The organism is Gemmatimonadales bacterium (genome assembly GCA_019637315.1).
Classification (GTDB): Bacteria; Gemmatimonadota; Gemmatimonadetes; order Gemmatimonadales; family GWC2-71-9; genus SHZU01.
This window is the reverse complement of the sequence record JAHBVU010000001.1, coordinates 59,973-79,196: the sequence shown is the minus strand read 5'-3', so window position 1 is coordinate 79,196 and position 19,224 is coordinate 59,973. Positions and strand designations below refer to the sequence as shown.

The window sequence follows — 19,224 nt, the reverse complement described above, 5'->3', positions numbered from 1 at the left end:
CGTGACCGACGCTGCCGAATACGCCGATCAGGAAGCGCGCTACGGGATCGTGCCGATTCTGCGCAGCGGACGGCTCTATTCCCTGGCGGACCTTGCCTTCGTGGCCGGTTCTTACGCCACGGCGACATGGTGCTTTGTCCAGGGAGCAGCGCTGGCCGGGCAGATGAGCCTGCCGCAATCGATCATGAGTACTCTGGGCGCGGGCCTGTCGTTTGTGCTGCTGATCTGCCTGATCGGCCTGATGTCCAACAAGTACGGAATCGACCACTGGCTGCTCTCCCGCGCACTCTGGGGACACACGGGCACCAGCATCGTCCTCATCACCGTACTCACCGCGAGCTGGGGCTGGGGCGCGATCAACGCCCAGATGTTCGGCGAATCGATTGCCAAATTGGCCGGGGCCGCCGGGATGGATGTCAGTTCGCCCTGGTGGGTCAAAGGCCTGGCGCTGGTCTGCGTCGGCCTCGGCTTCGCGATCGCCTTACGTGGCACCGGAGCTGTCCGCCGAGCAGCGTGGATCATGGGTTTTCTGCTCCTCGCGGTTGGTGCGGTGGTGGCCTTCCTCGTCATGCGGAGCCCGCACCTGAGCGCGGCATGGCGTGCGGGCCCCCTCACGTCGGTGCCGGCAGGCGGCGCCCGCTCCGCCTATATGATCGGCACCGAGTGGAACGTCGCGTTCATGCTGGCCTGGTTTCCGGTGATCGGCGCGCTGACTCGCTTGGCCAAGGGGCCACGAGCTGCGCATTGGGGTCTCTGGCTCGGCTACGGCGTCATGATGGCTGCGTACGTACTGATCGGCGTCGCCGTTGCCCACGTGGCGGCAGCCGGAGGGTCCCCGATCACCGGCGACCCCACCGCCTATCTGCTCGGACTGGGTGGCCCCTGGCTCGGCAGCCTGACCCTGATTTTCGTCGGTGTGGCCAACGTGTCGACGACCGCGGTCGGGCTCTATGGCACGGCGATCAGCACCAAGGTGCTCTGGCCCACCTGGCGCTACGGTCATGTGGTCGGTTTCTGGGCCATGTTCGTTGCGGTGCTCACGCTGTGGGGAGGGGTCTGGACTTACTATAGTGTGTTCCTCGCGGTGATGGGCATTGTCAACGGACCCGCCGTCGGGTTGTTGCTCGTCGACTACTGGATCGTCCGCCGCCAGAGGCTCGACCTCAAGAGTATCTTCGAACCGGGCTCGTATCGGTACACACACGGCATCAATCTCGTCGCACTCGTCAGCTTTGTTCTCGGGGTCGTCGCGTTCCTGCTGGTCTTTGATCCCGTGACGGCAACGATCCGGTCCAGCGGCGTCTTCAACACGTTTACCGCGACCGGATTCGCCACCCTCGTTGGCGGGCTCAGCTATGCTCTGCTCGCGCGCCTCGCTCCGGTCCGGGGTTATCTGTTGCAGGATCGATCCGCCGGGTCGCGGCCGCTCTGCTGATCGGGCGCGCGCAAGACCAGCCAGATTGCCCATTGCTCGCCCGGGCGTGGCGAACCGACGCTGACGCAGCACAGACACGGAACCGGAGGCTCGATGTCCAGACCCAAGCAAGGTGTTGTCGTTCGCTTCTGCGCAGCGGGTTGTTTCCTGCTGCTGGCCTGCAGCTCGGGTTCCCAGTCGAATGCGGCGGATGCAGGCGACTACCTCTACGTCTGGACCGCATCCGTCGATTCGACGCAACCGGACTTTCTCGCCGTCATCGACCTGGCCGAGGACTCCGGACGCTCAGGGCGACTCGTGACCACGCTCCCAGTACCTGGCCGCCGTAACGTACCGCATCATACCGAGCACGAGATGCCCGCCGACAGGCAACTCTTCGCCAACGGCTTTGCCACCGGCCAGAGTTTCATCATCGACCTGACCGATCCTGCGACGCCAAAGCTTGCTGCGCAGTTCGGCGATGTCGCGGGCATGAGCCACCCGCATTCATATCTTCGTCTGCCCAGTGGCAACGTGCTGACCACCTTTCAGAACCGCCACGAGGGCAATACCATCGCCCCGGGAGGACTGGCCGAGATGACCCCGACCGGCCAAACCGTGCGCGCCGCATCGGCCCAAGGCCCCGGAGTGCATCCGGGTACCCGTCCCTACAGCGCGGTTGTGATGCCCGCGATCGATCGCATCGTCTCGACGACCTCTGACATGCACGCCGACTCGCCCGCCTCGGCGTACCTTCAGATCTGGCGGCTCTCGGATCTGACCCTGCTCAACACGGTGCCCCTGCCCAACGGCCCCCTCGGTGACGAGGCCCTGCTCACCGCCGAACCCCGGCTGCTTCCCGACGGCAAGCGGCTCCTGGTTTCGACCTTCAACTGCGCTCTGTATCTGGTGGAGGACCTCGATCGCGCAACACCGACATCACGCCTGGTGGCGTCGTTCCCGAGAATGGCAGGCGAGTACTGCGCCATCCCGGTCATCGTCGGCAGTTACTATTTGATTGCCGTCCCCGCCTGGCGCGCCGTCGTCAGCCTCGACATCAGCGACCCGGCCGCACCGCGGGAGGTCGGTCGACTCACCCTCGGTACGAACGACGTGCCGCACTGGATCGCCGTGTCGCCCGACCAGCGGCGCGTCGTGGTGACCGGGAACGCCGGGATGAGACATCGGGTCGTGATGGCTCGGTTCGACCCAGCGACTGGCACACTCACGCTCGACGCCGGGTTTCGCAACACCGACCAGGGTCCCGCCGGATTCAGCATGGTCGGAGTACAGTGGCCCCATGGCACCGACGCCCCCGGTGTGCCCCACGGCGCCGTGTTTGCCCGGCCCTGAGCGTCAGAGCTGCGATCGGATCGGCCAGAGCAGAGCTTCGGCCAGCCGGGCACGGAGAGGCCGGCCGCGCCACATCTGGTAGTGGTACGGCGCCGCCTTTTGGAGGTCCTGTTCGAAGGAGTCAGCCATCCGGGCCGCAAAATCGGCATCGTAGATGTTGAGACTGGCCTCGTCGTTGAGGCGGAATGACCGCGCGTCGAAGTTGGTGGAGCCGACCGAGGTAAAGAGGCCGTCGATGATCAGCAGCTTGGTATGCAACATGGTCGGCTGGTACTCATAGATCGCAACCCCCGCCTCGAGGAGGGCGCCCCAGCTTGCCTTGGAACTGAGTCGGACCGCCTCCGAATCGATGTGCTGCCCCGGTACCAGCAGGCGGACCCTCACGCCACGGCGGCTCGCCGCGATCAACGCCTTGAGTGTCAGGTCGTCGGGCACGAAGTAGGACGCGGCGAGATCGATCGATTCCTCAGACGCGCCGATCGCCAGCAGGTACATCAGGTGCATGCTCTCGCTTCCGCCCGGCGGCGAGGCGATGAACATGTGCGCATCCATCGTCCCAGCTGAGCTCAGTGGCGGGAAGTACTCTGGGCCGCGCAACACCGTACCCGTCGTTTTGATCCAATTGTCGTTGAACGCCGCCTGCAACTGAGCAACGACAGGCCCTTCGATTTCGAAATGAACATCACGCCAGTGATCGGGATCCTCGCCGTGACCCTGCCACTGATCCGCGATACCAACCCCGCCGGTAAACCCGAGTCGGCCATCCACCACCAGCAGCTTTCGGTGGGTTCGATTATTCATGCGACCGAGGTTGTACCAGTGCAGCGGCCGATAGCGCTGCAAGCGGACGCCGGATGACTCCATCCGGTCGAGCAACGCCTGATCCATCTTGAGGCTGCCGACCCAATCGACCGTGAGATGGACAGGCACACCGGCCTCGGCCCGTTCGCAAAGGGCTTCACTGAACTCCCGGCCGATCTCCCCCGACCAGTAGATATACGTTTCGAAGGTGATCGACACCTGGGCCGATCGGATCGCGCGGAGCATGGCGGGAAAGATCTCGTCGCCGTTCTGCAGCGCCGTGACCCGGTTACCGGGCAAAATCGCGGGGCCCATCATCACTGACATCTCGCGCCGAAACTGAGGGTCTCGGACAGGGTGTCGATGGTCGACCTTCCGTTCGAGCTGCTTCTCCGAGGTGGCAAAGTTCATGGCCACGACGGCCAGCAGCAGGGTGACGACCGCGGTAACGATGATGGTGAGCGCCATGAGCAGTGGGATGGGACCGGCCGGAAGATCGCTGACCAGCACATCCGGAGCAAATGCCGGGCAGCGTGATCTTCGCCGCCTTTCGGACCGGGCCTGCTGGAGCTATCGTCGTACCGTTGCCGGCCTCGGCCGCTGTCGAACGATATCACGCCACGCCTAACACCTGACGACCATGACCCGCACCCTTCTGACCGGCCTGCTGGTCACCACGACATTGGCAGGTTGTCGCCCCGCTCGACTCGCTACCACGCCGGCCCCGGAACGAGCTGACCCATCGCTGCAGGCGGAGCTCGAGTCGCTCGTTGGTGGCTTCAAGGGTGAGGTAGGTCTGTATGTTCGCCACCTGCGCACGGGGCAGACCGCGGGCATCAATGCCGACAGTGTCTTCCCGACCCAGAGTGTGGTCAAGGTGCCGATCCTGGTGGGCACCTTTGACGCGATTCATCGCGGCGTGCTCGACTATCGAACCCGCCTCGTCTACACCGACTCGCTGCTCTATCGCGGCGTCGACATCATCGGCGGGCTCAAGGACAGCGCAACGATTGCCCTGGGCCAGGTTGCCATGCTGATGATCACCACCAGTGACAACACCGGCTCGCTCTGGTTGCAGCACCTTGCCGGCACCGGAACGACCATCAACGCCTGGATGGCTGCGCACGGCTTCGAGCACACCCGAGTCAACTCGCGGACGCCGGGCCGCGAGGCGAATCAGAAGCTCTACGGCTGGGGCCAGACCACCCCGCGCGAGATGTCGCGGCTGATGCTGATGATCCGGGACGGGAAGGCGGTCAGTCAGGCCGCCAGCGAAGAGATGTATCGCGCGCTGACTCGGGTGTACTGGAACGGGGCTGCGCTCGCTGCGATCCCGCCCTGGGTACAGGTCGCCTCAAAACAAGGCTGGGTCCGCGGGGCCCGATCGGAAACGGCCGTCGTCAACGCACCGTCGGGAGACTACGTGTTCACGGTCAGCATCTGGAAGGCGGCCGACGAGGGCTTGGGCACCGACAGCGAACCCGGGATCCTGATGCAGCAGATATCCGCCCTGCTCTGGCGATACTTCGAGCCGCAGTATCCCTGGAGGCCGGACCCTGACGCAACGAAGTACAAACCCTGACCCGGACGAGACCGAGCCGCCGGATCTGCTGCCGCGGCTCGGCCAGTGATGTGTCGTCAGCGCTTGTCAGCGACGATTGCCCGCCCCGGGGCAACTCCCTCGACCAGTTGTCCCTCCGACACCACCGGTACGCCAGCCACCAGGACATACTGCATCCCGACGCTTGCCGCCCGCTGATCGCGGTAGGTGGCCTTGTCGGCAATCGTGGTCGGATCGAAGATCGCCAGGTCCGCGTCGGCGCCGACCTGGACCCGCCCCTTCCGCTTGGCCGCCGCCGTCGCGCTTTCGAGACGCTTGGCGGGCATCAGGGACATCTTGTCGATCGCCTGGGTCAACGTCAACGCCCCCTGCTCGCGCACATGCCGAGCCAGCACGCGCGCGTAGGTCCCCGCGCCACGCGGATGGCTCTTCAGGCCGTCGCTCGCGATCATGGTCATCGGATGCACTACGATCCGATCGACCACGGAGTCCGGGTTCATGTGCATCAGCACATACTCGGGCCGACCCGTGGCCCGCAGCGCATCGAAGGTCGCCTTGGTGAGCCGCTCTCCGGTGGTGGGCAGTTCGATGTCGCCGTAGTCCACCTTGCGACGCACATTCCAGCCCGGGTTGTAGAGCGCCGACGCGATGCTGGTCATCCCGGCGCCATATGGATACGCCTCGGTCGTCACGTCGAGCCCCTGACGCTGCGCACCTTCGATCATGCTCAAGCAGTCGAACGCAAAGCTCATGCAGCTGCTGTTGATGTGAACGATGTGAACGCTCGCTCCGGTGGCGGCGGCGGCGCCCAGCATCTCGACGATCGACTCGATGCTCGAACCCGGCTCCAGCGCACCGGTCCCGCGAACGTGGACATAGACCGGCACCTTACGCTCGGCCGCCAGCTGAAAGTGCCGAATCACTTCCCAGCGAGTGGCCCCCGGCGTGTACTCGAGCCCCATCCCGATGCCGAGTGCCCCCTCGTCGAGTCCTTTCCGGGCGTAGGCCAGCAATGCTTCGAGACGCTCGGGCGAGGCTGCCTCTTCCGTCACCGGGCCGGCCGCAGGGTCATCGATCGCCGCGGCGGGGCCACCCTGACTCGGCTCGAGAGGCAAACCCCAAGTCACCACGCGGGCCGCCTCGTGGCTGACCGTGGCACCGTAGTGCACCAGCGTACCGCCGGCACGAGCAGCAAGGAAGGCGGCATAGTCCGGCACGCCCATTTCCATTTCGAGTGCGGTCGTCACCCCGTCGAGGGCCTTGAGGCGGTAGGAATCTTCGTCGTGACCGTGCTGATGGAGGTCGATGAACCCGGGTGCCACCACCAAGCCAGCCGCGTCGATCACGCGGTCGCCCCGCAGGGCCTGATCGGTGATCGCGGCAATCCGGTCGCCGGTGATTCCGACGTTCCGGACTGCGTCGAGACCAGTTTCCGGGTCGATGACACGTCCCCCCTGAATCACGATGTCGTACTGGCCCGGTTGGGCACAGGCGGCCACCAGAGCGAGGGAAAGAGCAGCGAGAGTTCGAGCGTACGCCATGGTCATGCCTCGAAGCAGGCCAATCGAGTGAAGGTCGTGTTGTGAAGCGGGCGCCGAAACGTACCAGGAAATCGGCGCAGCGATAGATTACAGGAATGCTCCCGCCGGCCCCCACCTCATCCCGATCAGGCGTCTGGGGCCAGAAGAAAATGGTGGTCCTCGCGATGCTGGGGTTTGCATCGGGGCTGCCGCTCTACCTGACCAGCCGGACCCTGCAGGCCTGGCTTCGCACCGAGGGCGTCGACCTCACCACCATCGGGCTCTTCAGCCTGGTCGCACTGCCCTACTCGCTCAAGTGGCTCTGGGCCCCGGTGATCGACCGGTATGTGCCGCCGATTCTGGGGCGGCGGCGCGGCTGGCTGGTCCTGATTCAGATCGCGCTGGTGCTCGCGATTGCCGCAATGGCGCTGGCCGATCCGCGCCAGGGTCTCAAGCTCCTCGCCATCAACGCGATCTTCATCGCCTTTTTCAGCGCCTCGCTCGATGTTGTCGTCGATGCGTACCGAGCAGACGTGCTGGCTGAGCGGGAGATGGGCGCCGGCGCAGCCATCTGGGTCGTCGGGTATCGGGTCGCCCTGCTGGCGACCGGAGCGCTGGCGTTCGTCCTGGCCGACCGGATGCCGTGGCCGATGGTCTATCTGTTGCTGTCCGCCCTGGTCGGGGTCGGGATCCTGGCCGCCCTGTTCGGTGAGGAACCCTCCACGGGCGGACAACCACCCCAGTCCTTTCGCGATGCGGTCGTCCTGCCGTTTCAGGACTTTTTTCAGCGGGCGGGGGCGCGGAACGCCATCCTGGTGCTGGGCTTCGTGGTGCTCTACAAGCTGCCTGACTACCTCGCGGCCGCAATTGCAACGCCGTTTCTGCTCGATCTCAGGTTTTCTCAGACCGACATTGGCGCCATTCAGGGCGGGCTGGGCATTGCGGCCACGATCGTTGGCGCCTTGGCGAGCGGCGCGCTGGTGGCCAAGCTGGGCATCAATCGATCGCTCTGGATCATCGGGATCCTGCAGGCGGTGAGCAATCTCGCCTACTGGGGCCTGGCGCTGGTCGGTCGCAACTACTCGGTCCTCGTGTCGACCATCGTCATCGAGAACTTTTGCACCGGCCTGGTGACCGCGGGATTCATTGCCTTTCTGATGAGCCTCTGCAGCCCGCGGTTCTCCGCCACCCAGTTCGCCCTGCTCACCAGCCTGATGGGTGCCAGCCGGGATGTGCTGGTGGCGCCCGCCGGCTGGATGGTCCAGCAACTCGGTTGGTCGACATTCTTCCTGGTGACCGTCCTTGCTGCGCTGCCAGGACTCGCACTGCTGCCGATCTTTGCCCCGTGGCGCGGCACGGGGCCGCTCACCGTCGAACGTGCTTCCGCTGCGAGTGATTCGTGATTGATCTGACGGCCTACGCCATCTCCCCGACGCGCGGATTTCTCCCGGACACCGACCCGCTCGACCGACTTCCTGCCGAGTTTGAACCGTGGGAAGGGCTGGCGGACCAGCTTTCACCCCTGCTGGCCGCCGACTGCTATCGCGCCGCAGCCGATCGACTGCCCCTGCTGGATCCGGGACCGCTGACCGACGGAGCGCCGCTCGAGCGTGCAATGCAGACCCTCTCGTTTCTCGGTTCGGCCTACGTCCATGCCGATGACCGGGCTCCCGCGACCCGACTTCCACGCGCCATTGCCGAACCATGGGATGCGGTGGCTCGCCGGCTGGGCAGACCAACCATCATTGCGCATGCGTCGTATGTGCTGACTAACTGGCGCCGGATCGACCCCGAGGGCCCGGTGGCCCTGGGTAACCTCGCCTGCCAGCGCACCTTCCTGGGCGGCCTCGACGAGCAGTGGTTCATTCTCGTGACCGCGGCCATCGAAGCGACGGGCGCGCCCGCACTCTCGGCCATCGCGCGGAGCCAGGATGCGGTGGATCGCAATGCTCCGGAAGACGTCGTTGACGGGCTCGAATCGATTGCCCAGGTCACCGGAGCGATTACCGGGGTGCTTGAGCGGATGTACGAGCGGTGCGATCCGCGGGGTTTCTACCTGCGGGTTCGTCCGTACCTGGCGAGCTGGGTCGAACCCGGCGTGCGCTTCGACGGCACCACCGGGCCACCCCGCATCCTGACCGGCGGAAGCGCGGCGCAGAGCACTCTGATCCAGGCACTCGACGCCGGCCTGGGTGTGGTACACACCCATCCTGCCAGCCAGCCGTTCCTGGCCGCCATGCGCGGTTACATGCCGCCGCCCCATCGCGCCTTCCTCGAGCGGCTCGAGGCTGGCCCGTCGATCCGGAGCTTCGTCGACGCCAGACGGGCACAGATCCCGGCACTCGCCGAGCGGTACGACCGCTGCATCGATGCACTCGACCTGTTTCGGAAGCGGCACCTCGAGATTGCGGCGCGCTACATTACCAGACAGGCCAAGGACGTCGTCGGCGCGCTGGGCACCGGTGGAACCGAGTTCACCACGTTTCTGACTGCCTCGCGGCGGGAAACCAGCGCACAGCGCATCGTGCCGCGTCTGAGCGAGTCGGACAGCGAGTGAGGTGCACCACCCGACGGCGCCGCGTTCCGGTTATGCTTCCCGCAGGCGGGCCCGCCTGCGGGTCCACAACGTCCTCATCACCCTGCGGATAGCCATGTTCTCACGCCCGATCGTCGTCGCCATTGCCCTTGGTCTCCCGCTGCTCGGCGCCGTCGCATGCACCGGCCGCAGCAATAACCTCACCAATGCGCAGGTAGCAGGAATCGACGCCGCGTTCCGGCCGTTCGATCGGGCCACCTCGCCCGGATGCGCGGTGGCGGTGTACCAGGACGGCCAGATCCGGTTTGCCAAAGGTTACGGGATGGCGGACCTCGAGCGGAATGTGCCGATCCGACCGCAAACCATGTTCGACCTGGGCTCGACCTCGAAGCAGTTTGCCGCCGCCAGCATCCTGCTCCTGGCTCAAGACGGCAAGCTCGCTCTGACCGATGACGTTCGAAAGTTCATTCCTGAACTGCCGGAGTACCCGGGCGGACCAATTACGGTCGACCAGCTGATTCGTCACACCAGCGGCCTCCGCGATTACATCGGCCTGATGATCCTGGGCGGTTTCCGCACCAACGACGTGACCGACGACGCCGACGCGCTCGCCGCAATCGTCCGCCAGCGCAACCTGAACTTTGCCCCGGGCAGCCAGTGGCTCTACAGCAACTCGGGCTACTTTCTGATGTCGATCATCGTCGAACGCGCGTCCGGCAAGAACCTGAAGGACTTCGCGCAGGAGCGCATCTTCACACCGCTCGGCATGCACCGGACGCACTTCCGAAACAGTCACGTGGCGCTGGTGCCGGGTCGGGCCCTGGCCTACGAGGAGGTCGATTCGGCCCAGTATGTGCTCGACGTCTCGAACTGGGAGCAAACTGGCGACGGGCAGGTGCAATCGAGCGTCGAGGAGCTGGCGCGGTGGGACGGGAATTTTGCCGACCCGAAGGTCGGAGGACAGGCCTTGCTGGACGGGCTCGTCGAGACCGGTGTCCTCAATGACGGCAAGGTGCACGACTACGGCCGCGGGCTCCGCGTCGACACCTATCGGGGCCTCAAGCGGGTATCGCATGGCGGGTCGTGGGGCGGCTATCGCGCGATGTACGCCCGCTTCCCCGAGTACCGCACCGGCATCGGCATCACCTGCAACGTCAGCAGCGCCAACACGAGTCGGCTTGCCGACGCGGTCGCCGACGCTGTGCTGCGCGAGGCGCTGGCTCCCCGGCCAGCCGATACCGCGGCAGCGCAGCAGCCCGTTCTCGGGAGCGCCGCAGCTCGCTACCTTGGCAGCTATTACTCGCCTCGGCACGAGAGCGTCGTCACCATGGCTCTGCGCAGCGATACCCTGATGGCATCGGTCAACGGCGGCTCCGGTGCTGCCGTGCGGAACGCCGGGCCGAGCCGCCTCGCGTTTGGGAACCTGACCCTGCTCTTTCCCGAGGACGCCCAGCCCGCCCCACAGCTCCGCCTGACGGTGGGCGAGGACGACCGCGGCGCCTATGATCGAGTCGCCATGGCAGAGCCGGGGTCGGCTGGATTGGCCGCCTACGCGGGGACCTACTACAGCCCGGAGCTCGCAACCACCTGGACACTGGCGGTCGAAGGCGGGACCCTGGTCAGCAAACCGCGCGGCCTGGGTGAGCTGACTTTCGCGCCAGCCTTCTCGGATGCCTTTACGGCTCGTGGCTACCTCATTCGCTTCACCCGGAGCGGCGGACGTATCGACGGGTTCGATGTCAGCGCGGGACGGATGCTCCGGATCCGGTTCGACCGCCGCTGACGTCAGCCTCCGCACCACCAACGACAAACGCCCGCCCGGCGCTCAACAGCCGGGCGGGCGTTTGCTGTCCGCAGCACCAATCAGGGCTTCGCGAGGACCGGGCGTCCCGGTGTCACGTCAGGCACCAGCGCGCCATCACGCACCACGAAGGTCCCGTTGACCAGCACGAAGGGAATCCCAACCGACGTCACGGTCGGTTCAGTAAAGGTGGCGCGATCGAGCACCTTGTCTGGATCGAACACCGTGATGTCCGCGTCGGCGCCGACCGCGATCCGCCCCTTCGACTTCATGGCCGGAACGTACGCCTCGAGCCGCTGCGCAGGAAGCTGAGTCATCTTCCGGACCGCCTCCACCAGCGGCACCACCTGACGCTCCCGCGAGTAGTGGCCGAGTACCCGGGCAAAGGTCCCCGCGCCGCGGGGATGACCCGAGCCGTTGACGAACGGCACGCCGTCGCTCGCGATCATCACACCCGGATGCCGGATCGCCTGCTCGATGTTCTCCTCCTTCATCATGTGGAGGATGACCCAGCCGCCCTGGGCACGGTACTTGTCGAAGGTGGCCTTGGTCAGACGCTCGCCGGTCGCTGCCCAGGCAAGATCGCCGTAGTCGATCCGGAGATTCCGCTGCCACCCAGGATTGAACATGGCCGATTCGATCAGGGTCGAGCCCGCCGTGTACGGATACACCTCGGTGGTCACATCCTGCCCGGCGGCCCGCACCGAGTCGATCAGAGCAAGCGCAACTGGCACCTCGGTCGAAGCACTGCTGCCGATGTGGACGATATGGAGCGACGCACCTGCCTCCTTCGCGCTCGTGATGGCCTCGCGAATCGCCCCGATTCCAAAGGCGCGGGTATGCACGAAGACCGGCGCCTTTCGTTCCGCACCGACCTGAAACAGCCGCGTAATCTCGGCCGGCGACGCGGCCGGGGTGTAGTTGATCCCGAATCCGATGCCCAGGGCTCCTTCATCGAGTCCGCGCCTGAGTGCGTCGGCGAGCTGTTCCAGCTCGGCGGGTGTCGTCGCGCGGTTGGCACCTGCGGGGTTCGGCCCGAGACCGGCCGCCGGACCCGGATTCGTCGGCCAGTGACCGATCTCGATGCCGTTGAGCACCGCAAAGCGAGCTGGGATGTGGCCAACGGTGGCGCCGTAGTTGAGGCGCGCCCGTCCTTCCATCGACTTGTACCAGCCGGCCACCGGATAAGCGCCGGTTTCCATGTCGATCGCGGTCGTCACCCCGTCCTGTGCCTGAAAGGCCATATCGCCGGGGGTCTGACCATGGGCGTGCAGGTCGATGAACCCGGGGGCAACCACCAGGCCGGTGACGTCGACCACGGTGGCACCTTGAAGCGCCTTTTCAGAGATCGCGGCGATGGAGTCGCCCAGGATGCCGACGTCCCGGACCGCATCGAGACCGGAGGCCGGGTCCAGCACGCGGCCCCCCTTGAGCACGATATCGTATTGCGGCGCCTGCGCGCAGCCCGCGAGCAACGAGGCGGCAACGGCAAGCGACAAGGTCAGTCGAGTGGCGAGTGGGGCCATCGGGTACAGTCCTCGAGAACGGATGAGCGTGAATGAGCGGACCCCTGAACAATACGGCAACACGCCCGTCACGGCCATGCGACGGGCCTGGCTCACCACCGACCCGGCCGCCATCTTCCTGCCGATGCGATCGTTGCTGCTCTTGGTCATCACCGCGCTGCTGGCTGGATGCACCCGACCTGCGGCGCGCGACACGACGCCAGAACTCGGCGAGCGACTGGTGCTGCTGATCGCGCTCGACGGCTTTCATCCGAGCGATCTCGAGCGGCCCGGGGTCGTCCGACTCAAGCAGCTTGCTGCGCAAGGAGTGCGGGCCGAACGCTTGATCCCTGCCTTCCCCACCAAAACGTTCCCCAACCTGTTCACGCTGGCAACCGGACTGTATCCGGAGCATCACGGCATCGTGGGCAGCGTCATGGTCGACCCGCAGCTCGGACGCTTCACGACAGCGGATACGGCCGTCAACCGAAAGCCGGGATGGTGGGACGCCGCCGAGCCGATCTGGATCACGGCCGAACGGCAAGGCCGGCGGGCCGCCACGATGTTCTGGGTCGGCTCTGAAATCGCCTACCGAGGGCGGCGCCCGTCGTACTGGCGCGACTTCGACCCGCGGGTCAGCGAACTCGAGCGGGTCGTCCAGGTGCTGGCGTGGCTCGACCTCCCTCTGCCTCAGCGCCCGCAGTTCGTCACCCTCTATCTCAACGGGGTCGATGTGACCGGGCACCGTCACGGTCCGGTGCACCCGGCCGTCGATTCGGCAGCGGCGGCGCTCGACGCGGCGATCGGTGCGCTCATCGACGGGCTGGCCGAGCGTGGGCTGATCGAACGCGCCAATCTGATCTTCGTCTCCGATCATGGTATGGCCGCGATTTCACCCGAGCGCGTCATCTATCTCGATGACTATGTCGCGCTGGCACCAACCGAGATCATCGACTTGGAGCCGGTCACGACACTCGATCCCGCGCCCGGGCGGCGCGACTCGGTCTATCACGCACTGCGTTCGGCACATCCTCACCTGACGGTCTATCGACGGGAGGAGATGCCCGAACGCTATCGCTTCCGCTCACATCCCCGAATCAGTCCGCTGATTGCGATTGCCGACGAGGGTTGGACCATCGGCACCCGGGAACGCTGGAAGACGAGACCTGTGACCAATCGGGGCAACCACGGCTACGACAACCTGCTGGCTTCCATGGCGGGGGTCTTTGTCGCTGCCGGTCCATCCTTCCGGTCGGGTGTCGTCGTACCACCGTTCCAGAGCGTTCATGTCTACGCGCTGATGGCGCAGCTCCTGGACCTCGATCCGTCGCGAAGCGACGGCGCGATCGACTCGGTACGCATGGTCCTGCGGTAGCAGGGCCCGTCGTTCGGCGCGGCGGAGTCCCTCTTCTCGGATATCTCGCGTCGATTGGCTCACGCCCTGCGAACCCCGCCAGCAACACACACCCGCCCCCGCGGGCAGATGCCCGCAGGACGCGGGGTTCGCACCTTCAGGGCGTCAGTGTGTCAGAGCGTATACGATGTAGTTGGTCGCCAGCTTGTAGGCGTCGTTGGACAGGTTGACCGGGTACCAGCCCTCGCCCGACCACTCCATGTAATCGCCGATATCATTGTTGTAGTTGATGATCGCGAGCAACCGTCGGGTCGGGTCGTTGTTCTCATAGATGCCGAGATATTGCGCCTTGGCATGCCGACTGGACGGGTGGGTCATCCCGTCGAGGGTCCCGATCCGGAAAAATGCGTTGAAGATCGGATGCGACACCTCGAGCGGCACGATCTGCGCAAACGGAAGCACTCGCCGCATCGAACGCTCGAAGTTGACCCACTGCCCCAGCAGAAAGTCGTCAACGATGAGAAACCCGCCCTTGCCGAGCCAGTTGCGCAGGCCGGCGGCTTCGGCATCGGTCGGGACCCAGTACCCCGGTTCCGAGAGGTAGGCCACCGAGAATTTGAACAGCTCGGGGTCATCCATGTCGAAGATGTTGCTGCGCCGAATGTGTGGATCGGCCGTGGTGAGATCGGCCAGGATGGTCATGAAGTTGCGTTCCATCGCCGGGTAGTCGTAGGCCCAACCCGCCGGACCGTTTGGTCCGTAGCGAAGCCGCACGAAGGTGTAGCGGCCGTCGTAGCCGATGTTCGGCTCAGGCTCGACGCCCCACCGCGACCGCCGCTGCGACGCGGCGTCCTCCACCCCGAACGCCAGCAGCGCTCCGAGGAGGAGGAGCCTGCGAGGCATCCGCGTGCTCAGGGCACCCGCGGGCGACGGATCATGCCGCGCACCTTGCGCTTGGCGTCGTCCTTGGCGTCGCGCGCCGCATCGTTCGCGGCGTCCTTAGCCGCGTTGACCGCTTCCTGCTTGAGCTCGTCCGCAAACGAACTGAGGGCATTGGCCATGACCTGACCCACATCGACATTCTTGATGAACTCGCAGGCCTGCTTCATCTGGGCCTGCTGTTCGGGGGTCAGCTCGGTCGGCTGGCCCTTGGCAGCCGCGTCGGCTTTGGCCTTATCCAACTGGGCTTTGGCGGCCTGAAGCGAATCGGCCAGTCCCTCGCTTGCCAGGTAACCAACGAAGCCGCGAGCCGCGGAATCCGGATTCTCCGTTCCCGGCATTCGCTTGAAGCTGATCCCGGCCGGGGCGGCAAACGCCTCGGCTGCCGGAGCCGCGAGCGACACGGAAGTCGCGGTCTGTTCCATCTCGAAGCAGATCACACTTCCCTTGGTGTGCAGCGCAATCTGGGGTGCCTTTTTCATCGAGCAGGTCACAAAGCCGCCGAACACGTGATCCTCGCAAACTTCGCCCGCAATCGTCCGCTCGCCGCGCTTCTCGCCTACCGCACCGAAGGATTTGATGTCGAAGACTTTCGACATCATCGCGCCCATTTCCGCCACGTTGTCATGAAAGCGGCGCTTCCCGGCACCGTCGAGCGCATCGTAAGCCTTGGCATAGTAGGGCAGCAGGTTCGGACCGACATAGCCCTCGCGCTTGTCGAGATCGGCAGTGTACATCGAATCAGACGTCATGAGCGACCAGGTTGCCGACTTCTCGGACCGGCCCATGATCTTCATGGTCGCATCGGATCTGCTCATGAAGCGGTTGCCATCGATCGCCACCTGCGCGGTGCCAGTTTGATCGCCGCTCAGCTGATACGCCACCGTCGCCCTGACGCGGCTTTCCGGAAGCTTGAACGGGTTGGGCTGGGCTGCCACCGGGAGCACCACGGCTCCGCTCAAGATGGCGGCAACGAGACGAGCGGCCATGATCGACCTCCTTGTACCTGGCACGGACGGACAGACGGATTCCCAGAAGTTGGCGGCAAATGACGCTGTCCGCCACCCTGCCAGAATTGCGCCGCCTGGCCAGGCCGGGTTCCGAGATTCGGCCACACCACGGTCGGAATGCATCGGTATATTCCCGGAATGCCCCATCCCGAGCATCCCAATCTGACGGTGCTGGACCATCCGCTGATCCGGCACAAGCTGACCATCATGCGGGATCGCGCCACGGCAACCAAGAACTTTCGCCAGCTCCTGGGCGAAATCGCGATGCTGATGACCTACGAGGTCACCCGCGACCTGCCGACGGAACCCGTCGAGGTCACCACCCCCCTGGAACCGATGACCGGAACCCGGGTGGCCGGCAAAAAGCTGATGCTGGTACCCATCCTCCGAGCCGGATTGGGGATGGTGGACGGAATCTTGCATTTGATCCCCTCGGCCCGGGTGGGACATATCGGTCTCTATCGGGATCACGAGACGCTCGAACCGGTCAGCTACTATTTCAAAGGGCCGGCCGACGAGGCGCGCGACATCTACGTCCTCGATCCGATGCTGGCCACGGGCGGATCGGCCATTGCCGCCGTGACTCAACTGAAGCGGAGCGGCGCCACCCGGATCCGGCTACTCTGCCTGGTAGCGGCGCCCGAGGGAGTCAGGGCTCTTGGCGCTGCGCATCCGGATGTTGCCGTCTTTGCGGCGGCCCTCGATCGCCAGCTCAACGAGGTGGCCTACATCCTGCCCGGCCTGGGTGATGCTGGCGATCGGCTGTTCGGTACCCGCTGAACGGGGTTGGACCTGATCTTCTGACGACACGAGGTAGCGAGTGAGCGGGATTCGCCTGACGTTCTGGGGCGCCGCCGGTGAGGTGACCGGCTCGATGCATCTTCTCGAGGCGGCCGGCGGCCGTTTTCTCCTCGACGCAGGGCTCTTCCAGGGACGCCGGGCCGAAGCGGCCAGGAAGAATGCCGAGCTGCCGTTCGATCCGCGGCGCATCGACGCCATCATTCTGAGTCACGCCCACATCGACCACGCCGGCCGCCTGCCGCTCCTGGTCCGGCATGGTTTTCACGGGCCGATCTATGCGACGCCCGCCTCGCGCGACCTCTGCGCCATCATGCTGCCCGACTCTGCACACATTCAGATGAAGGATGCGGAGTATCTCGCGCGGCGCGGCAAGACATTGGGGGTCGAGAGCCAGCCGCTCTACAATCTGGCCGATGCGATTGCTGTGCAAGACCTGATCGTCGGACAACCCTACCGACGCATCAATCACCTGCGCAAGCATCTGGCGTTCGAATTCACCGACGCCGGACACATTCTGGGCTCCGCCTCGGTCAACATCCGGATCACCGAGGACGGCGGCCACCGGCTGGTGTTCTCGGGAGACATCGGCCGCAAGAACCTGCCGATCATCCGCGATCCGGATCCACCGGTAGGGCCCGTCGATACCTTGATCATCGAGTCGACCTACGCCAACCGCGATCACGAATCGACCGATCAGGCCGAGCAACACCTGGGCGAGACCATCCGACGCGTGGCGGCACGGGGCGGCAAGATCCTGATCCCGGCCTTTGCGGTCGGCCGGACCCAGGAAGTGGTCTACTCGATCCACCAGCTCTACCGCGCCGGCGCCATCCCGCACCTGCCGGTGTTCGTCGACAGCCCCCTGGCGGTCGACGCCACGACGGTCTTCCGAATGCATCCTGAGGTGTTCGATCGGCGAGAAAAGCTGGTCGAACGAATGGAGAGCATCTTCGATTTCCCCTTGCTGCAGTATGTCCGGGACGTGAAGGACTCGAAGCGGCTCAACAGCCTGGTCGGGCCAGCCATCATTATCTCGGCATCCGGGATGGCGGAGGCCGGGCGCATTCTGCATCACCTCGGCAACCACCTGGGCGATCATCGCAACCTGGTGCTGTTCATCGGCTTCCAGGCGGAACACACGCTGGGCCGTCGCCTCCAGGACGGGGCGACCGAAGTCAAAGTCTTCGGCGAAACCGTAGTCCGCCGCGCCGAGATCGAGACCATCGGAGGCTACTCGGCCCACGCCGATCGGAACGAACTGCGCGACTGGGTCAAAGCCCTGGGCGGTCCGGTCCGGCGCGCCTTCGTGGTCCATGGCGAACCGGAAGCTGCGGAGGCCATGCGTACCTTGCTGCTCGAGAACGGCGTCGGTGAGGTCACTATCCCGCGCCTGGGCGAGTCGTTTGTGCTGTGAGTCGTCGTCGCCGGTCGCCGCTCCGCTGGGTCTGGCGCGCCATCCTGGCCGCCGGCATCTGCTACCTGGGCATTTTTGCGTGGATCTGGCGCGCCAGCCGAGTCGATCAGCGTCGAGCGGCCGGGGCCATCGTGGTCCTGGGCGCGGCCCACTACAACGGGCGCCCCTCACCGGTGCTGCAGGCCCGGATCGACCACGCCTACGCGCTCTTCGGCGAAGGGCTCGCCCCTTCGATCGTCGTCACCGGCGGAACCCACCCGGGCGACAGTGAGAGCGAGGCCCGAGTGCAGCGGCGGTCTTTGGTGGCTGCCGGAATTCCCGAAGCGGTCATCGTCGAACTACCCCAGGGCCAGTCGACCGAAGCCTCGATCCGCGCGCTCGGTGACTGGGCAGACCAGGCCCGGATCAGCTCGGTCCTGCTCGTCAGCGACGGCTTCCACCTGGGCCGGCTCCGGCTCGAGGCCTATCGGGTCGGGCTGACGGCCTATACGTCCCCCGTGACGCTGAGCCCGATCGTACCCGGCAGTGCCCGCGAGATCCGCTATCTCCTGCTCGAAACACTCAAGATTCCATACATTTGGCTTCGAACCATCCTCTAATGTGAGTGGTAGTTAACACTACTTCTATGCTGATCAAATCCACTCGGGTTCATACCGGACGGGTTATCGCCGTCGATGTCGACCAGGTCCAGTTTCCCAACGGTACCCAGGGCACCCTCGACACGATCCGGCATCCGGGAGCCGCGGCCGTGATTCCCATGCTCGACCCGGTGACCGACCCTGATCCCAGGATTCTCCTGATCAGACAATTCCGCCATGCTGCGGACGGCTATATCTGGGAAATCCCGGCCGGGACGCTGTCCCCGGGCGAAGCGCCCGAGGCCTGCGCCCATCGCGAACTGATCGAAGAGGCCGGCTACCAAGCCGGAACTCTGACCAGTCTGACCCAGATCTTCACGGCACCCGGCTTCACGGACGAATCGATTCATCTCTACCTGGCCACCGACCTGACACCGGCCGAGGCAGCCCCGGAGGCCGACGAGTTCATCACGGTTCACGAGTTTCGCTGGTCCGCCGTCGGACAGATGATTCGTGCTCGCGGGATCCGAGATGCCAAGTCGTTGACCGCCTTGATGTTCGTGCAGAGCTTCTTGCGCGCCTGAAGCCCCGCAGGTCGCCTCGTCCCGGGCTCGGATCGGGCTTAGATTCCGGCTTC

The 19,224-nt window shown here is 65.4% G+C and carries 16 protein-coding genes; 11 read left to right on the top strand and 5 right to left on the bottom strand.

What is annotated here, in order from left to right; all coding sequences use genetic code 11:
• Position 1 precedes the first annotated feature (1 nt).
• Together KF785_00365 and KF785_00360 are read left to right on the top strand one after the other, a co-directional pair.
• Positions 2–1,435, top strand: a complete 1,434-nt coding sequence (locus KF785_00365) for a cytosine permease (GenBank protein MBX3145192.1) — start codon at positions 2–4, stop codon at positions 1,433–1,435.
• 93 nt (positions 1,436–1,528) lie between these two features.
• Entirely contained in the window at positions 1,529–2,767 is a 1,239-nt protein-coding gene (locus tag KF785_00360; protein MBX3145191.1) for a hypothetical protein, read from the top strand.
• Between the two features lie 3 nt (positions 2,768–2,770).
• On the opposite strand, the gene KF785_00355 is transcribed toward KF785_00360, so the two are convergent.
• Positions 2,771–4,036, bottom strand: coding sequence for a hypothetical protein (locus tag KF785_00355; protein MBX3145190.1), 1,266 nt, complete (start codon positions 4,034–4,036; stop codon positions 2,771–2,773).
• A gap of 172 nt (positions 4,037–4,208) precedes the next feature.
• Between KF785_00355 and KF785_00350 the strand changes: the two genes are divergently transcribed.
• On the top strand, positions 4,209–5,150 hold the full coding sequence (locus KF785_00350; GenBank protein MBX3145189.1) for a serine hydrolase: 942 nt from the start codon (positions 4,209–4,211) through the stop codon (positions 5,148–5,150).
• 56 nt (positions 5,151–5,206) lie between these two features.
• On the opposite strand, the gene KF785_00345 is transcribed toward KF785_00350, so the two are convergent.
• Positions 5,207–6,670 carry an amidohydrolase family protein gene (locus KF785_00345; GenBank protein MBX3145188.1) on the bottom strand — a complete coding sequence of 488 codons (1,464 nt, stop codon included), beginning with the start codon at positions 6,668–6,670 and terminating at the stop codon, positions 5,207–5,209.
• Positions 6,671–6,765: 95 nt separating this feature from the next.
• Between KF785_00345 and KF785_00340 the strand changes: the two genes are divergently transcribed.
• From KF785_00340 to KF785_00330, 3 genes are all read left to right on the top strand, one after another.
• On the top strand, positions 6,766–8,052 hold the full coding sequence (locus KF785_00340) for an AmpG family muropeptide MFS transporter (protein MBX3145187.1): 1,287 nt from the start codon (positions 6,766–6,768) through the stop codon (positions 8,050–8,052).
• The gene (locus KF785_00335; GenBank protein ID MBX3145186.1) at positions 8,049–9,206 is read left to right on the top strand and encodes an indoleamine 2,3-dioxygenase; all 1,158 of its coding nucleotides are present in this window, start codon (positions 8,049–8,051) and stop codon (positions 9,204–9,206) included. The genes KF785_00340 and KF785_00335 overlap by 4 nt, the downstream gene beginning before the upstream one ends.
• Before the next feature lie 94 nt (positions 9,207–9,300).
• Positions 9,301–10,968 carry a beta-lactamase family protein gene (locus KF785_00330; protein ID MBX3145185.1) on the top strand — a complete coding sequence of 556 codons (1,668 nt, stop codon included), beginning with the start codon at positions 9,301–9,303 and terminating at the stop codon, positions 10,966–10,968.
• A gap of 80 nt (positions 10,969–11,048) precedes the next feature.
• Here the strand turns inward: KF785_00330 and KF785_00325 are convergent, their stop codons facing one another.
• Positions 11,049–12,512: an amidohydrolase family protein gene (locus tag KF785_00325; GenBank protein ID MBX3145184.1), complete on the bottom strand. Its 1,464-nt coding sequence runs from the start codon at positions 12,510–12,512 to the stop codon at positions 11,049–11,051.
• A gap of 22 nt (positions 12,513–12,534) precedes the next feature.
• On the opposite strand from KF785_00325, the gene KF785_00320 reads away from it, so the two are divergent.
• Positions 12,535–13,866, top strand: a complete 1,332-nt coding sequence (locus KF785_00320; protein ID MBX3145183.1) for an alkaline phosphatase family protein — start codon at positions 12,535–12,537, stop codon at positions 13,864–13,866.
• 144 nt (positions 13,867–14,010) lie between these two features.
• Here the strand turns inward: KF785_00320 and KF785_00315 are convergent, their stop codons facing one another.
• Together KF785_00315 and KF785_00310 are read right to left on the bottom strand one after the other, a co-directional pair.
• Entirely contained in the window at positions 14,011–14,748 is a 738-nt protein-coding gene (locus KF785_00315; protein MBX3145182.1) for a DUF4159 domain-containing protein, read from the bottom strand.
• An 8-nt stretch (positions 14,749–14,756) separates the two neighbouring features.
• Complete coding sequence (locus KF785_00310) at positions 14,757–15,773, bottom strand: hypothetical protein (protein MBX3145181.1); 1,017 nt, start codon at positions 15,771–15,773, stop codon at positions 14,757–14,759.
• Positions 15,774–15,932: 159 nt separating this feature from the next.
• Between KF785_00310 and upp the strand changes: the two genes are divergently transcribed.
• From upp to KF785_00290, 4 genes are read left to right on the top strand one after another with little or no spacing between them, the layout of a single operon-like run.
• Positions 15,933–16,574, top strand: a complete 642-nt coding sequence (gene upp / locus KF785_00305; GenBank protein MBX3145180.1) for a uracil phosphoribosyltransferase — start codon at positions 15,933–15,935, stop codon at positions 16,572–16,574.
• Between the two features lie 40 nt (positions 16,575–16,614).
• Complete coding sequence (locus KF785_00300) at positions 16,615–18,009, top strand: MBL fold metallo-hydrolase (protein ID MBX3145179.1); 1,395 nt, start codon at positions 16,615–16,617, stop codon at positions 18,007–18,009.
• The gene (locus tag KF785_00295; protein MBX3145178.1) at positions 18,006–18,608 is read left to right on the top strand and encodes a YdcF family protein; all 603 of its coding nucleotides are present in this window, start codon (positions 18,006–18,008) and stop codon (positions 18,606–18,608) included. Before KF785_00300 ends, KF785_00295 begins: the two co-directional genes overlap by 4 nt.
• A 26-nt stretch (positions 18,609–18,634) precedes the next feature.
• Complete coding sequence (locus KF785_00290) at positions 18,635–19,171, top strand: NUDIX hydrolase (GenBank protein MBX3145177.1); 537 nt, start codon at positions 18,635–18,637, stop codon at positions 19,169–19,171.
• Positions 19,172–19,224 lie beyond the last annotated feature (53 nt).

What these genes read in the sequence shown, in the direction of transcription:
- KF785_00360 (MBX3145191.1), top strand. Translation starts at nt 1,529, where the DNA reads ATGTCCAGACCCAAGCAAGGTGTTGTCGTTCGCTTCTGCGCAGCGGGT.
- KF785_00355 (MBX3145190.1), bottom strand. Translation starts at nt 4,036, where the DNA reads ATGGCGCTCACCATCATCGTTACCGCGGTCGTCACCCTGCTGCTGGCC.
- KF785_00350 (MBX3145189.1), top strand. Translation starts at nt 4,209, where the DNA reads ATGACCCGCACCCTTCTGACCGGCCTGCTGGTCACCACGACATTGGCA.
- KF785_00345 (MBX3145188.1), bottom strand. Translation starts at nt 6,670, where the DNA reads ATGGCGTACGCTCGAACTCTCGCTGCTCTTTCCCTCGCTCTGGTGGCC.
- KF785_00340 (MBX3145187.1), top strand. Translation starts at nt 6,766, where the DNA reads ATGCTCCCGCCGGCCCCCACCTCATCCCGATCAGGCGTCTGGGGCCAG.
- KF785_00330 (MBX3145185.1), top strand. Translation starts at nt 9,301, where the DNA reads ATGTTCTCACGCCCGATCGTCGTCGCCATTGCCCTTGGTCTCCCGCTG.
- KF785_00325 (MBX3145184.1), bottom strand. Translation starts at nt 12,512, where the DNA reads ATGGCCCCACTCGCCACTCGACTGACCTTGTCGCTTGCCGTTGCCGCC.
- KF785_00320 (MBX3145183.1), top strand. Translation starts at nt 12,535, where the DNA reads ATGAGCGTGAATGAGCGGACCCCTGAACAATACGGCAACACGCCCGTC.
- KF785_00315 (MBX3145182.1), bottom strand. Translation starts at nt 14,748, where the DNA reads ATGCCTCGCAGGCTCCTCCTCCTCGGAGCGCTGCTGGCGTTCGGGGTG.
- KF785_00310 (MBX3145181.1), bottom strand. Translation starts at nt 15,773, where the DNA reads ATGGCCGCTCGTCTCGTTGCCGCCATCTTGAGCGGAGCCGTGGTGCTC.
- upp (MBX3145180.1), top strand. Translation starts at nt 15,933, where the DNA reads ATGCCCCATCCCGAGCATCCCAATCTGACGGTGCTGGACCATCCGCTG.
- KF785_00290 (MBX3145177.1), top strand. Translation starts at nt 18,635, where the DNA reads ATGCTGATCAAATCCACTCGGGTTCATACCGGACGGGTTATCGCCGTC.